This window comes from Brevibacillus sp. HD3.3A (genome assembly GCF_013284375.2).
GTDB classification, from domain to species: Bacteria; Bacillota; Bacilli; order Brevibacillales; family Brevibacillaceae; genus Brevibacillus; species Brevibacillus parabrevis.
This window is the reverse complement of record NZ_CP085874.1, coordinates 1,920,751-1,934,804: the sequence shown is the minus strand read 5'-3', so window position 1 is coordinate 1,934,804 and position 14,054 is coordinate 1,920,751. Positions and strand designations below refer to the sequence as shown.

Annotated in this window: 14 protein-coding genes; 4 read left to right on the top strand and 10 right to left on the bottom strand. The window is 52.2% G+C overall.

Annotation, left to right across the window (positions count from 1 at the left end):
- Positions 1 to 64: 64 nt before the first annotated feature.
- The 6 genes from clpX to rph form a co-directional block, all read right to left on the bottom strand.
- Entirely contained in the window at positions 65 to 1,330 is a 1,266-nt protein-coding gene (gene clpX / locus HP435_RS09470; protein ID WP_063231186.1) for an ATP-dependent protease ATP-binding subunit ClpX, read from the bottom strand.
- 20 nt (positions 1,331 to 1,350) lie between these two features.
- Positions 1,351 to 1,932 (bottom strand): ATP-dependent Clp endopeptidase proteolytic subunit ClpP, encoded by a 582-nt coding sequence (gene clpP / locus HP435_RS09465; RefSeq protein WP_122964266.1) that lies wholly within the window; start codon positions 1,930 to 1,932, stop codon positions 1,351 to 1,353.
- Positions 1,933 to 2,100: 168 nt separating this feature from the next.
- Complete coding sequence (tig, locus tag HP435_RS09460) at positions 2,101 to 3,393, bottom strand: trigger factor (protein WP_063231184.1); 1,293 nt, start codon at positions 3,391 to 3,393, stop codon at positions 2,101 to 2,103.
- A gap of 142 nt (positions 3,394 to 3,535) precedes the next feature.
- Positions 3,536 to 4,060, bottom strand: a complete 525-nt coding sequence (locus HP435_RS09455) for a metallophosphoesterase family protein (protein ID WP_122964267.1) — start codon at positions 4,058 to 4,060, stop codon at positions 3,536 to 3,538.
- 46 nt (positions 4,061 to 4,106) lie between these two features.
- Positions 4,107 to 4,691: an XTP/dITP diphosphatase gene (locus HP435_RS09450; RefSeq protein ID WP_173597505.1), complete on the bottom strand. Its 585-nt coding sequence runs from the start codon at positions 4,689 to 4,691 to the stop codon at positions 4,107 to 4,109.
- Position 4,692: 1 nt separating this feature from the next.
- Entirely contained in the window at positions 4,693 to 5,454 is a 762-nt protein-coding gene (gene rph / locus HP435_RS09445; protein WP_063231181.1) for a ribonuclease PH, read from the bottom strand.
- A gap of 237 nt (positions 5,455 to 5,691) precedes the next feature.
- On the opposite strand from rph, the gene HP435_RS09440 reads away from it, so the two are divergent.
- On the top strand, positions 5,692 to 6,963 hold the full coding sequence (locus HP435_RS09440; RefSeq protein ID WP_122964269.1) for an MFS transporter: 1,272 nt from the start codon (positions 5,692 to 5,694) through the stop codon (positions 6,961 to 6,963).
- Between the two features lie 69 nt (positions 6,964 to 7,032).
- Here HP435_RS09440 and HP435_RS09435 read toward each other — a convergent pair whose 3' ends face one another.
- The gene (locus tag HP435_RS09435; RefSeq protein WP_173598630.1) at positions 7,033 to 8,085 is read right to left on the bottom strand and encodes a GerMN domain-containing protein; all 1,053 of its coding nucleotides are present in this window, start codon (positions 8,083 to 8,085) and stop codon (positions 7,033 to 7,035) included.
- Between the two features lie 103 nt (positions 8,086 to 8,188).
- Positions 8,189 to 9,001, bottom strand: coding sequence for a glutamate racemase (gene racE, locus HP435_RS09430; RefSeq protein WP_063231179.1), 813 nt, complete (start codon positions 8,999 to 9,001; stop codon positions 8,189 to 8,191).
- A gap of 169 nt (positions 9,002 to 9,170) precedes the next feature.
- On the opposite strand from racE, the gene HP435_RS09425 reads away from it, so the two are divergent.
- A complete protein-coding gene (locus HP435_RS09425; RefSeq protein ID WP_173598631.1) occupies positions 9,171 to 10,208 on the top strand; it encodes a superoxide dismutase in 1,038 nt (345 codons plus the stop codon).
- A gap of 88 nt (positions 10,209 to 10,296) precedes the next feature.
- Here the strand turns inward: HP435_RS09425 and HP435_RS09420 are convergent, their stop codons facing one another.
- Entirely contained in the window at positions 10,297 to 11,406 is a 1,110-nt protein-coding gene (locus HP435_RS09420; RefSeq protein ID WP_173597491.1) for a peptidylprolyl isomerase, read from the bottom strand.
- Positions 11,407 to 11,655: 249 nt separating this feature from the next.
- Between HP435_RS09420 and HP435_RS09415 the strand changes: the two genes are divergently transcribed.
- On the top strand, positions 11,656 to 12,189 hold the full coding sequence (locus tag HP435_RS09415) for an RNA polymerase sigma factor (RefSeq protein WP_122964273.1): 534 nt from the start codon (positions 11,656 to 11,658) through the stop codon (positions 12,187 to 12,189).
- Positions 12,173 to 13,243, top strand: a complete 1,071-nt coding sequence (locus HP435_RS09410; protein WP_173598632.1) for a hypothetical protein — start codon at positions 12,173 to 12,175, stop codon at positions 13,241 to 13,243. Before HP435_RS09415 ends, HP435_RS09410 begins: the two co-directional genes overlap by 17 nt.
- Positions 13,244 to 13,295: 52 nt before the next feature.
- Here HP435_RS09410 and HP435_RS09405 read toward each other — a convergent pair whose 3' ends face one another.
- Positions 13,296 to 14,039 carry a suppressor of fused domain protein gene (locus HP435_RS09405; protein ID WP_122964275.1) on the bottom strand — a complete coding sequence of 248 codons (744 nt, stop codon included), beginning with the start codon at positions 14,037 to 14,039 and terminating at the stop codon, positions 13,296 to 13,298.
- Positions 14,040 to 14,054 lie beyond the last annotated feature (15 nt).

Below are 14,054 nucleotides of genomic sequence, written 5' to 3'. Positions count from 1 at the left end.
GCGCACAGGATGAATATGGAAAAAAACCACCCCGAAAAACGGGATGGTTTTGCTTGAAGCGTCTTTATGCCGTTTCGCCGTGCAGCTCTTGACCTTCTTTGGTCATGAGACGCGGCTTCACTTTGTCGCGCACCGTTTCTTCTGTGATGACGCATTTGGTCACGTCTTCACGGGAAGGCAGCTCATACATCATATCGAGCATGATTTGCTCGATGATCGCACGCAGTCCGCGAGCCCCTGTATTGCGCTTGATTGCCTCTTTGGCAATTTGCAAGAGGGCGCCAGCGTCGAACTCCAGTTCAACACCGTCCAGGCTGAGCAGTTTTTGATACTGCTTCACCAGGGAGTTTTTCGGTTCTGTCAGGATGCGCACCAATGTTTCTTCGTCCAATGGCTCCAATGTCGCCAGAACTGGCAAACGGCCGACGAACTCTGGAATCAGACCGAATTTCAGCAAGTCTTCCGGCAGGATGTACTTCAGGTACTCGCCTGCTTTCAGATCGCCTTTGACTCCATCGCCAAAATCAGCGCCGAAGCCAATCACTTTTTTACCCAAACGGCGCTTGATGATTTGCTCTACGCCATCGAAAGCACCGCCACAGATGAACAGGATGTTCGACGTGTCGATCTGGATAAATTCTTGATGAGGATGCTTGCGTCCGCCTTGCGGTGGCACGCTGGCAACAGTTCCCTCCAAAATTTTCAGGAGAGCCTGCTGCACACCTTCACCGGAAACATCGCGTGTGATCGAAGGGTTTTCCGATTTGCGCGCAACTTTATCGATCTCATCGATGTAGATGATGCCTTTTTCGGCTTTTTCCACATCGTAGTCAGCAGCCTGGATCAGTTTGAGCAAAATGTTTTCCACGTCTTCGCCCACATAACCAGCCTCAGTCAGCGAGGTGGCATCTGCGATCGCAAACGGCACGTTCAAGATACGCGCCAGCGTTTGGGCGAGCAACGTTTTCCCGCTACCTGTAGGTCCGATCAGCAAAATGTTGGATTTTTGCAGCTCCACATCTTCGATCTTCGCTCCGGAATTAATCCGCTTGTAGTGGTTGTACACCGCTACCGACAAAGATTTCTTCGCCAGGTCCTGACCGATGACATAGTCGTCCAGGATTTTGCGGATTTCCACAGGCTTTGGAATTTCCTTCATGTCAATTTCTTCTTCCGTGCCCAGCTCTTCCTGCACAATTTCGTTGCACAGTTCGATACACTCGTCACAAATGTAAACGCCAGGACCGGCTACCAGCTTGCGCACCTGTTCCTGGGACTTGCCGCAGAAGGAGCACTTCAGTTGGCCTTTGTCGTCGTTAAACTTAAACATGCGCTTCACCTCACAACGGGTCAGTTTTTGCGTTCGATAATCGTGTCAATCAATCCATAAGCCTTGGCTTCTTCTGCACTCATGAAGTTGTCGCGATCCGTATCAAGCTCAACACGTTCGTACGGCTGGCCTGTACGCTCAGACAAAATCTGGTTCAGCTGGCGCTTCGTTTTCAAAATCCATTCGGCATGAATGCGAATGTCTTCTGCCTGTCCGCGCACGCCGCCGAGCGGCTGATGGATCATCACTTCGCTGTTTGGCAAAGCAAAGCGCTTGCCTTTTGCGCCAGCAGCCAGGAGAAATGCTCCCATGCTGGCAGCCATGCCCACACAAATCGTGGACACATCCGGCTTGATGTACTGCATGGTGTCATAGATAGCCATACCTGCTGTAACAGAACCGCCTGGAGAGTTTATGTATAGCGAAATGTCTTTGTCCGGATCTTCTGCCTGCAAAAAGAGCAGTTGCGCGACCACCAGATTGGCTACCTCGTCGTCAATCTCGGTGCCGAGCAGAATAATCCGGTCTTTCAAGAGGCGCGAGTAAATATCGTAGGAACGCTCGCCTCTGCTGGTTTGCTCGATGACCATAGGGATCAGCATTATGTATCTTTCCTCCTTTGCGGTAAAAGGGATGGCCCTTTAAGTGAGAAGGATTTTACCAAAAAGTCGATGGTGGAAAAACAAGGCACGAGTGCATCGTGCCTTGTGGTTGGTACAGCCAGTGGTCAAGAGAGCCTGACCACTAACCAATCATGCGTCTTCCTAAGCTTATGCGCTTACTTTGCTTTCTGCAACCAGGAAATCAACCGTTTTGCGAATTTGAACGTCGCGGTACAGTGCCAAGAGGTTGTCTTGAGCAGTGAAGATTTTGCGCAGCTCGTCAGCAGGACGGCCGTATACGCCAGCCAGCTTGTTCAGCTCTTCTGTTACATCTTCTTCTGTCACTTCGATTTTTTCCGCTTTGCCGATTGCTTCCAAAGTCAAGGATGTGCGAACGCGGGAAGTAGCGTCTGCACGCAGTTGGTCGCGCAGTTGGCTTTCATCCATACCGGAGAACTGGTAGTACAGCTCCAGAGTCATTCCTTGGTATTGGAGGCGTTGGCCAAACTCGTTCACCATTTGGTCCAGCTCATGCTCAACCATTACTGCTGGCAAATCGATTTCCGCGTTTTCCGCAGCTTTCAGAACCAGTTGTTCACGAACATACTGTTCTTTTTCTTGCGCGGATTTTTCTTCGAGCTTTTTCTTGGTGTCAGCTTTCAGCTCTTCCAGTGTGTCGAACTCGCTCACGTCTTTTGCGAACTCGTCGTCCAGAACTGGCAGGTTTTTGCGCTTCAGGCTGTTCAATTTCACTTGGAATACCGCTTCTTTACCAGCGAGGTTAGGAGAGTGGTACTCTTCTGGGAAGGTAACCTTGATTTCTTTTTCTTCGCCGATTGCAAGACCTACGAGTTGCTCTTCGAAACCAGCGATGAAAGTGCCGGAACCCAGTTCCAGAGAGTAGTCTTCTGCTTTTCCGCCTTCGAATGCAACACCGTCTTGGAAGCCTTCGAAATCGATAACCGCGATGTCGCCTTCTTGTGCAGCGCCTTCTTCTACGGATACCAGCTCAGCGTGACGCTCTTGCATGCGCTTCAGTTCAGCATCCACGCTCTCGTCAGTCACTGCGAAGTCTTTTTCTTCGATAGCCAGACCTTTGTAGTCGCCGAGTTTCACTTCAGGCTTAACAGTTACCGTAGCTTTGAAGATCAGGTTTTTCCCTTTTTCCATTTGCTCAACGTCTACTTCTGGACGATCTACCGGCTCGATGCCAGCTTCACGAACAGCCTGTCCGTAAGCGGTTGGAAGCAGAATATCGAGTGCGTCTTGGTACAGAGATTCTACACCAAAACGGGATTCGAACATTTTGCGAGGTACTTTTCCTTTGCGGAATCCTGGAACTTGAACCTTTTGCACAACTTTTTTAAACGCTTGATCCAATGCTGCGTCTACTTGCGAAGCATCTACTTCAACCGTCAGGACTCCCTGGTTATTCTCTACCTTTTCCCAATTTGCTGCCACGTAAACTTCCCCTCCTAAATCGAATCAACAGAACATCGCCAGCCGCGCCATGGTATCTTCGCAGGCTCGGATGATAATATTCTAGCCATTATAACCATTCTAGTATAGCATAAATCTTTTATTTTACAAGAAGCCACTCGCTTCAGCGCCGAATCGAATAGCTTCCTCCCAGCTCCCTTACCGGATTGCCCTGATAGTCGTAAAACGCAACTGCCACCTGGACCGTTTGCGGGGTGACTCCTGTCTCCTCGATGATCGCATAGGTCGGCACAGCGAAGCCGCGGGGCATCTGAAGGCTGCCAGGATTTACAAACAAAATATCCCGTTCCACGCCACAGGCCGGGACGTGCGAATGACCGAAAACGACTACATTCGCACCGACTTCCTCTGCCCGGTAGTGCAGGCGAAGCAGCGAGCTTTTTACTCCGAACAGGTGTCCGTGGGTTTGCAGGATGTGGAGATCGCGCCATTTGGTCTGTTGCTCGGTCGGAACCTCTGATGTCGCATCGCAGTTTCCTCTCACCAAAGTCATCCCGGCGAACGGCTCACGTTTGTGATCGACACAAAAATCGCCGCAGTGCAAAATTTTGTCGACAGGGTGTCTCTTGACCACTTGAGCGACTTCTCTGACCAAGCCGTGGCTGTCACTTACGACGAGGATTCCCATCGCACTCACTCTCCCGTGTTGTCTTTCTGTCAGGCTGTACGGCCCGTTATTTCAGCAGCTCCAAAAGCTTCTGCATCGCTTTCGCCCGGTGGCTGATCTGATTTTTTTCTTCCGGCAAAAGCTCTGCCATCTGTTTGTTCAGCTCAGGGATGTAGAAGACCGGATCGTAGCCAAAACCGTTTGCGCCTTTTGGCTCGCGCGCGATCATGCCTTCGCAGGCGCCTGTCGCGATGATCGGCTCTTCGCCTGGAATCACCAGCGCCAGCGTGCAGCGAAAACGCGCCGTGCGCTGCTCCATCGGCACACTGTCAAGCTCGGTCAAAAGCTTGCGCCAGTTTTGTTCGTCAGTCGCTTCCTCTCCGGCGTATCTGGCGGAGTAGACGCCTGGACGGCCATCCAGCGCGTCTACTTCCAGTCCGGAATCGTCACCGAGAGCCGGCAGATTCAAGTATGTAGAAATTTCGATTGCCTTTTTCAGGGCATTGGCTTCAAACGTCTCTCCGTCCTCCACCACTTCCGGAACGCCTTCATACTCGGCCAGGCTGATTCCTTCCCAGCCGTACTCGGCAAACAGTCGGTTAAATTCTTTTACTTTCCCTTGGTTGCGCGTCGCAAGCACGACTTTTTTCAGATCAGACATGACTTTCCTCCGCTACCGATTCTGCAAATGTCAGGGGAACATCTGAGAGCGCCTGCTTCTGGTTTTGAATCAGATTGCCGATCCCGATTTTCGCCAAGGCGATCATCTCTTGCAGTTGCTCAGGGGAAAACGGTGCGTCCTCGCCTGTGCCTTGCAGCTCGACGAATTTGCCTTTGCCTGTCATGACAACGTTCATGTCAACCGTTGCAGTCGAGTCTTCCTTGTAGTTCAAATCGAGCACGGTCTCCTCGCCGATCACGCCAACGGATGTCGCCGCCAGAAAATCGTTGAGCGGCAGTTGCTTCCATACGCCGTTCTCCACCAGCTTATGCATGGCATCGACCATCGCCACGTACGCTCCCGTAATGGAAGCTGTGCGCGTCCCTCCGTCCGCCTGAATCACGTCGCAATCCAGCCAGATTGTACGTTCTCCCATCGCTTCGAGATGCACCACCGAACGAAGCGCACGGCCGATCAGCCGCTGGATTTCCATCGTCCGTCCTCCGACTTTTCCTTTGGAAGACTCACGCGCGTTGCGGGTCGCTGTCGCTCGGGGAAGCATGGAATACTCGGCTGTGATCCAGCCCTTCCCGCCGCCACGCATGAAAGGCGGTACCCGATCCTCCAGAGTCGCCGTACAAATCACCTTCGTATCTCCGACTTCGATCAGGCATGATCCTTCTGCGTGTTTAATGTAATTGCGCGTAATCGTTACTGGGCGCAACTGGTCATGGGCACGGCCATCCACTCTCATTCCAAGTTCCTCCTAAATCGCTTTGTTACACTCCGCTCATTATACCAGAGGCACGAAACGATCTGCCACTGCCCAAACCGCTCTGGGCTATTTGCCTCAATTGGCAATTTTCCAATGACTTGCGCGACGGGATGCTTTCTTCCCCCGCGAAGCAAGAAAAAGCGCTTGCGAAAAACAGATGCCTTAAATTAGAATGACATCTAATTAGACATTTAATTAATTAGAGGATGATGAAAAATGAACTTTCTTTTCTTGTTGAAAAATCCGAACATGCGGCGACTCGTCTCGGCCAATCTGCTCAGCGGAATCGGCGACTGGTTCAACAGCGTCGCGGTTCTCAGCCTGCTTTTGCAAATAACAGGCGAAGCGCTGGCAGTCGGAATTACGCTTGCCCTGCGGACGTTGCCGCACTTGCTGTTCGGGCCGCTGGGCGGATACTTGGCGGATCGTTTTTCCCGCAAATCAGTGATGATCGTTTGCGATCTCGCTCGCGGACTCATCGCGCTCTGTTTTTTATTCGTCGCAAGTGATGCCGACGTATGGCTCGTGTATGCGGGCACTTTTTTGCTCGTCGCGTTTTCTTCGCTCTACAATCCGTCCCGCCTGGCTATTCTCCCCGACATCGTGGACAAAAGCGGGCTTGCTTCCGCCAACGCCCTCGATCAGAGCGTCTTCGGAGTTGTGATGGCGATCGGCTCGCTTGTCGGCGGATTTTTCGTCGCGCTCTGGGGGAGCGAAGTGGCTTTTTGGTTCAATTCGCTGTCGTTTTTCGTCTCCGCTCTCCTTTTGCAGCGGTTGACTGTCGCTACTACGACCGACGGCACGACTGCACCCGCCAAGCAGCGACAAGTGGAATCGCAGGCAACAGACAGCGCTTCCTACAAAAAAGCTTGGCAACAGATCAAAGCAACTCCAGTTGTGCTCGTGATTTTGTTGCTGACAGCGCTGTGGCCGATTGGCGGCGGCTTGATCAATGTGCTGATTTCCGTCTACGCCTATCAAGTATTCGCTGCGGGGCAATGGGGCATCGGGCTTTTGTACGGGGCAATCGGGGTAGGTTTCATCGCTGGCGGGATCGTAGCCCAGCAGTTCCAGCGGCATACGCGGGCGATCGCTTCGGTCAGCTTCGCTTTCGAAGGATTTTTCGTCCTGCTGACGAGCGTGTCGCCGTCGATTTTTGTCACAGCCGCCTGCTACGCTTGCTCGACTGTAGCAGGCGGAATGGGGAATGCCAGCCTGAACACCTTGCTGATGAAGTACGTCAAACCTGATTATTTGGGCCGGGTCTTCGCTCTGGAAGCCACGCTCTCAAACGTCCTGCTCGGCCTGTCCATGCTCGCTGGCGGCTGGATTTTGACTTTTGCCGATCCGCGGATTGTCGGTTTTGCCGCTGGGGCGTTCGTCACCACTTGCTCGATTTGTCTCGGCCTTCTGATCTGGCGAGCGGCACGAACGGCCGAGATGGCTGAAACGGCTGACGACCAGCCAGCGCCATCCCGCAGCATATAGCCGTGAACTGTCGTGCAAAAGAAAAAACCACGCTCGAAAACTGGCGGGCGTGGCATTGCGTTGGTTGATTTAAAAAGCGAGCGGGTTGAGCTGCAACGGCCGGGATACCGGCTTGGTGAAATCTCCGCTGGCAAGCGGTTTGCCCTCGACGAGAAGCTGCACCTGCTTGGCTCCGGTCGAATCGGTCAAGGAAAGCACAAGGGATTGCAGCGCCTCGGGACTGGCTTCCTTGCCATCGTCGTATTTGAGAATATCGCTGCTCAAATTGACGGTGACCAAGTCTTTTTCCTGCTTCACGTCCAGTACGCGGGTCGTTCTGAGCAGCGAGCTGAATAGCTGCGAGCCTTGCTTCGGCCCTTTGATCAGCTCTTCCACTGTCGCCTTGGCGATGTCGGCTGTCTCTGGAACGAGTCGCGTGACCGGAACGTAATACGTACGGGTGTCATTCAGTTGTCCCTGGAAGTACACGGTGACCGCTGACGTGTTGCCCGGCACGGCTCCGTCTGCCAGCTCCAGATTCACCCCATGATTGCGGTCCAGCTGCGTAATCGGCGTACTTGCTGTCGGCATCTCGGTCAACGGTGTTCCGTTCACCCAGATTTGCACCGTTTTGACATTGGGAAATTCCGTCAGCGCCCGCGTCACAGCGTCGAGAATTTTTTTCTCGTCCTTTTCCTCATACGCTTTGAACTCTTTGGAAAAGTCCACCGTCGCCACGCCGTCTTTGATTACGAGTCCTTTCACTTCTGTCCCGGTTGGCAGCACAGCCGTGAACCCTCCTTGCAGCAAGCTTTCCACAGGGCCGCCTTTGACCATGTAGTTCAAGACTTGCTTGGCAGGTCCCTCCGATTTGGGAATCGTCAAGGACACGGGCACGACATAACCGTTTGCATCGAGCAAATAAACGGTCTTCTCGTTTGTCTCTTGAACCGCCTGCTCGTTTCCTTGCACCGCGACATCCGGTGACACGGTGCCATTTGGCTGATTGGCCGACACCTGTGACTGTGGCGGTGCGTCGATACTGCTCGTTTCCTGTTCCGGGCCAAAAAGACCGCAGCCCGACAAAAGCACGGCGCTTACCCCCAGGACAGCCGTCATTTTGCCTATGTGTCGCATCTTCATTTCCCCAGCCTCCTCCAGACACTTTGTACTACCATGTATACGAGCAGGGCTTGGGTTTATGCGTTGAAAGTTTGTCTGGCAAAATGGACGGCCTTCCGCCGTTTTAAGGCTGCACGGATTTTTCCAGCGTGTGGTGAATGACGTCCACCTTGCTGCCCAGCCATTCCTCCGCAATCAGCCGGAAACGCTCTGTCTCGCCGCTTGTGACAAACAGATGCTGTACTTGTTCCAGCTTCTTGCCAGCTTCCGTGGAGACGATTTGCAGCGACAGCTCACGGGCGGTTTCCTCCGCTGAGTTGATCAGCCGGACGCCATCTCCCATGACTTCCTGGATCACGGGCGCAAGCAACGGATAGTGCGTACAGCCGAGAATCAACGTATCCAGATTCTCGCCCTGCAACGACGCCAGTGATTCTTTGACGACTTGGCGTGCTTCTTCCGAGCTTGCCTGATGGCTTTCCACCAATGGCACAAACGCAGGACAAGCCTTTCCCACCACGTATAAATCCGGCTCCGCCCGCAGCAGAGCGCGCTCATACGCCTTCGTGCGAATCGTCGTCTCCGTACCGATCACTCCGACCCGTCCATTTTTCGTCACTGAAACGGCAGCACGCGCTCCCGGCTCAATCACCCCGATTACCGGCAGCGGCAAATAAGAGATCGCTTCTTCCAAAACGACAGCAGTTGCTGTATTGCAAGCAATCACCAGCGCTTTAAGCGGTGTGGTCATTACATAATCAATCATTTGAAAACTGTATGTCCGAATCTCTTCCGGGGACTTGGAGCCGTACGGGCACCGCGCGTTGTCTCCTACGTATATGATCCTTTCTTCGGGCAGTTGACGCATGATCTCTTTGGCTACAGTCAACCCTCCCACTCCTGAATCAATGACAGCAATCGCTCCATCTCTACTCATGCAAATGTGTCTCCCCTGTTGAAATGAATATAGTACAGCATACCACTCAAACATTTGTGCTACTACCATATGCTGAGTTTAATTTTCTTGTACTCCGCGAATGTCGCACCTTCTCTGGGCTGCGTTCATAATCTGTGGGAGAGATGCGCCCATGTGAGGAGGAATGTTTGTGGAGGAGCAAGCCAAGCAACTGCTGGATTGGAGTCAGTGGGGCCGTCAGTGGATCGACCATCTGCGAAAACAAAAACCAATAAACCGCGAGCTGGAACGGCATCTGCACAAATTCGAAGAGTCTTTTACGAAAATAGGAAGACAGGCTTCGCGCCTGGATAAGTTGGCTGCCGAGGAGACATTGCCGACGTTAATTGCGCGGGCCGAACAAGTTCAGGAGCAATTCCACCACTTTTTGCGACTGGCGCAACTGACCGAAGAGGAGCAGCAAGACGAGGCAATCACCATTCAGGAAGATTTCCCCGAAACTCAGTTGGTCCACACAGCAACTCTCGCAGAGGTCGATCCTGTCGGCGCCCCCACGCCCGTGTCGTATCCAACAGCCCGGGAACCTGTTCGCGCAACCCGCCCTGTCGCTGCCGGACGCCACACTCTGCCCCCGCTGCCATACGCGCACAACGCTCTTGAGCCATACATCGACGAACATACGATGCGCATTCACCACGAAAAGCTGCATCAAAAATATGTCGACGACCTGAACACGGCGGAGAAAAAACTGGTCGAAGCCCGGCAAAGCGGCAACTACGATCTGGTTCGCCACTGGGAACGCGAGCTTGCCTTCAATGGGGCTGGCCATTATTTGCATACCATTTTCTGGCCGTCCATGAGTCCAGAGGGCGGTGGTGCTCCTACGGGAGAGCTGGCCGAAGCGATCCAGCGGTATTTCGGGTCTTTTGGCGCATTCCAGCAGCAATTTTCCCAGGCCGCTGTCAAAGTGGAAGGCCCTGGCTGGGCGATCCTCGTCTGGTCTCCCCGGGCGCACCACCTGGAAATACTGACGGCGGAAAAACACCAAAATCTCGCCCAATGGGATGCGATTCCGCTCCTCGTTCTGGACGTCTGGGAACACGCGTACTTCCTGTCTTATCAAAACCAGCGCGACAAATACGTGGAAAACTGGTGGAACATCGTCCATTGGCCCTATGTCCAGGAGCGTTTTCAGCAAGCGCGCAAGCTGCGCTGGGAGCCGTTTTGAGCCATTTTCCCCGCAAAAAAACCCCCTGTTCTCCCAAGACGTCGGGATGAAAGGGGGTATAAGGCTTCTGGGTCCTGTTTCCTGTTCGTTACGGATTGTAAATGACGAACTCGATCTTTTTCACCTTGACCGGATTTGTGAGCGGCTTGGCGTTTTCATCGGTTTTTTGGGCGGCAATCTTGTCTACGACTTCCATCCCCTCAAACACTTGACCAAAAACGGTATGGCGGTTGTCCAGGTACGCCCGCCCGCCAATTTCCTTGTACTTGGCTTCTGCATTCAGCGGGAGCGCGGACAGATCGAGGTACTCCTGATCTACATTCGGACTTTGGACGATATAAAAATGCGTGCTGTTCGTGTTCGGTCCTGCGTTGCCCATGGACAGCGCCCCGCGGAAGTTGAACAAGTCGCGGTTGAACTCATCTGCAAAATCTTTGCCGTAAATGCTCGGCAGCTCCTTGCCATCCGGGCCAGTAAGCTCTCCCGCCTGAATCATGAAGTCGTTGATGACGCGGTGGAAAATCATGTTGTTGTAGACGCCTTTTTTGGCAAGCCCCTTGAAGTTCTCGACCGCTTTCGGAGCTTTGTCCGGGAACAGCCTCAGCTTGATCACTCCCGCATCGGTAGTCATGACGACGATTTCTTCCCCTTTGCGCGGCTTTTCAAGCTGAAACAGCTTCACGTTGGAGACGTCGATGCCTGTATCCTGCCACACCATGCCCCACGCCTGCCAGACGGCCCCGTCTTTGTTGCCGCGTTTGACGAGGCCGATCAAATCTGTTTTTTCGATTGCCTTATTGTCCGCTGTGTACCCGATATATTTAAATTTCACAATGGAACGATAGCTGTTGTAAGCGTCCTCTTTTTCCACGGTGTACAGCTTTTGCGGCACCGCTTCCACCACTTCAATCTTCTGGAACTGGGCCAACGTTTTTACATACTCCTGCATCGCATAGTAATACAGGGAGTCTTTTGCCAACAGCTTGTCCAGCTCGGCCGGATTGGTGCGATGCTTCACCAAAGCCTGGGCGAAATCCGCCACTTCCTGCTTGTCTCCACCATGCGGGCGAAATTGGTGTGTCTGGACTTCTGTTCGATAATTATGAGTGGTGCTCGCAGCTGCTTGTTGGACAGCAACCGGACTGAACAGTGGGATAGCCATACTTGCGACTACCAGGAAGGAAACAAGCTTTTTCAATAGATTCGCCCCCTAAATGTGCTTTTGAAAATATTTCCATGAAGGTAGTATAGCGTAAAGCTTGTCTGGAAGGTAGTTGTTTTTGGAATATTTCCACTTTTCATCCGCCACTCTTGCTCTCGCCGGGAGCAAGTTTTTCTGGCTGAAGCATTTGACTGCTCCTTTTGAAAGGTTCATATTTTTATTCGGACAAGTGAAAGATTGCCAAGCCTTTATTCGTCTTTACAGGGACAAGGAGGTGAAACCCTTTTGAATCAAGATACTGGCTCGCGAATCGAGCAATGGTTTCATTTATACAGCCAAGATGTCTATCGGTTTCTCGTCTATTACACCGGGCGAAAAGATATCGACGATCTGGTTCAAGAGACCTTTATTCGTGCCCTGAGAGCAGCACAGCAAACAGAGATCGAGAATCCAAAAACGTGGCTGTTTGCCATTGCGCGAAACGTAGCCATTGATGAAAAGCGCCGAGCCAAGCTGATCAACTGGCTGCCGGATGTGTTTTTGCAGCATCTCGTTTCGCGCGATAAAACACCCGAGGAGTCACTGGAGTTAAGCGAAAACAAGCGCATGCTGTACGAGCTGATCAATCAGTTGAAGCGTTCGTATCGGGACGTTTTGATCCTGCGCGGAATCAAGGGATTATCGAGCAAGGAGACGGCGGAGGTTTTGGGCTGGACGGAAGCCAAGGTCAATCTCACGTTACACAGAGCGATGAAGGCGATTCAAAACAAAATGCATGTTTCGATTGCGGAGGTGATGCACGATGCCATCACAAGATGAGCAGATCATCCTGGAGGAATTGAACCAATTCCCGAAGCAAAGCCTTTCCCGGGAACGCAGCCAGGCGATCTTGGAAGGTGTACGAAAAGAAGGAGGCAAACTGCAAAAAGTGAACAAACGAAAAGCGTATTACGGCTGGATGGCCAATGGACTGATCACCTGCGGCTTGTTGCTCGGCTTTTTCTGGCTGAAACCATTTGCTGTTCCGGCAGAAACAACGAGTCAGGCAGCTTTGACTCCTGAGGAGCAGACGTATTTTGCCGCTGCCCAAAAAGCCGTACAAGCAGCGAGCGGCATTCAGAAAACCTTTCCTTTTGACGAGATCGAAAAAGACGCGGAATACACGATTGTCCGGGCAAAAGATTACCAAGCCATCGTAACGTTCCAGCCTGGCACGACAGAAGTTCGCAGTGTTGCCGCTGAATTTGCCACAAACGAACTGATCCTGCCCTATCAAAAATATGTAGAAACGGCGCAGAACGCCTTCAAGGAGGCTTCCCAGCAGGTTGCCTTCCAGAAAAGCTGGTTTTTTAAAGGCATGGGCGAACACTATTTTTCCTTCGAGCTTGCGGGCAATCAGCACGTCCAAGTCGATTTTGCCACAAACAAAGTCGCTGGTTTCGCATTGAATTACAACCCAAAAGACGTGGATCAAAAGGCAATCTCCATCGCGCAAACAGCCTTGACGCGCCTCTCCCACGAAAAACAGTTTGCCTTTACCGAAGCCAAAAAAAGGAAAGAGACGGGCGAAGCTACTTGGCAGCTCGACAACAAACAAGCGAACTATGCGGTGACAGTCGGAGCAACGACAGGTCAAGTGTACAAGGTGGACTATGTAACAGATATGTACAAAATCAAAGCGCTGGATGAAGTCATTCCTGTTACCAAGCCGCTCATTCAAGACATTTTTGGCATGGACATCAGCCGATATACAGCGCACGGCGGCAAAGATTGGGGCGGCTATGTGCTGAGAAGCCCAGGGAAACCAAGCTTTTCCATCCACCTTTACAATTTGGACGTCGGCAATATTTACAGCATCCGCATGGAAAAATAACAAAGAAAGCTGCCGACTTGACTCGGGTCATGGTCAGCAGCTTTTTCGCATTTTACTTGCACGTATTTTTTCTGTTCGGATTTAAAATGAGCGCCTCATCGCCCAGTTCAAACAATTTGTCCAACAAGGCATCCATGCCGTGCTCCAGCTTGTAGTCCATCTCTTCTTTATACAGTGGAAGCAAGAAGTAGGCGTGAATCTGCGTTCCGTCCTTGGCAGAAATGACGCTGAGTTCCTCGGAGAGCTGGAACATAATGACGCCATTCAGTCCTGTCCCATCCGCATACGGCTCGTATTCCGCATAATTCGGAATCGTATGTCCGTAACCGAGCCACGTATTGTACTGGTGCGGAAAACGCGCCATCTGCTTCATCAGCCGGATCGGCCAGTACAGATTTTCATCCTTCAGCGACTCTTCCGTCAGCTCCCAGGAGGCTGGCAAAAATATCATCACTTCCGCCCGATCGATCACTTCCTCCATCTGCTCCTGCACTTCATCCGGAATCGTCATCGGCAAATCGCTCATCCCGTTTGTGTACAGCACCCAGAATGGCTCTTCTTCTGTCGGGCTCATGACATTGACATCAATATGGATGGTATCGGAAATGATCTCATGGAAAACGCTGCTCTCTCTCCCGGCAAAAACCGTTTGAAAGTGGTTCACGACATCGTCTACATATTTCATCGGAGCCGGCGGTTCAAAGCCAGCTTGCTGGTTGTAGGTATAAATCGCAGTGCCGTCCTTTGCTTTTTCGTCAGTTTCCACGCCGCCAAACAATTTCTTGAAAAAGTTCATGGTGGTGCCTCGCTT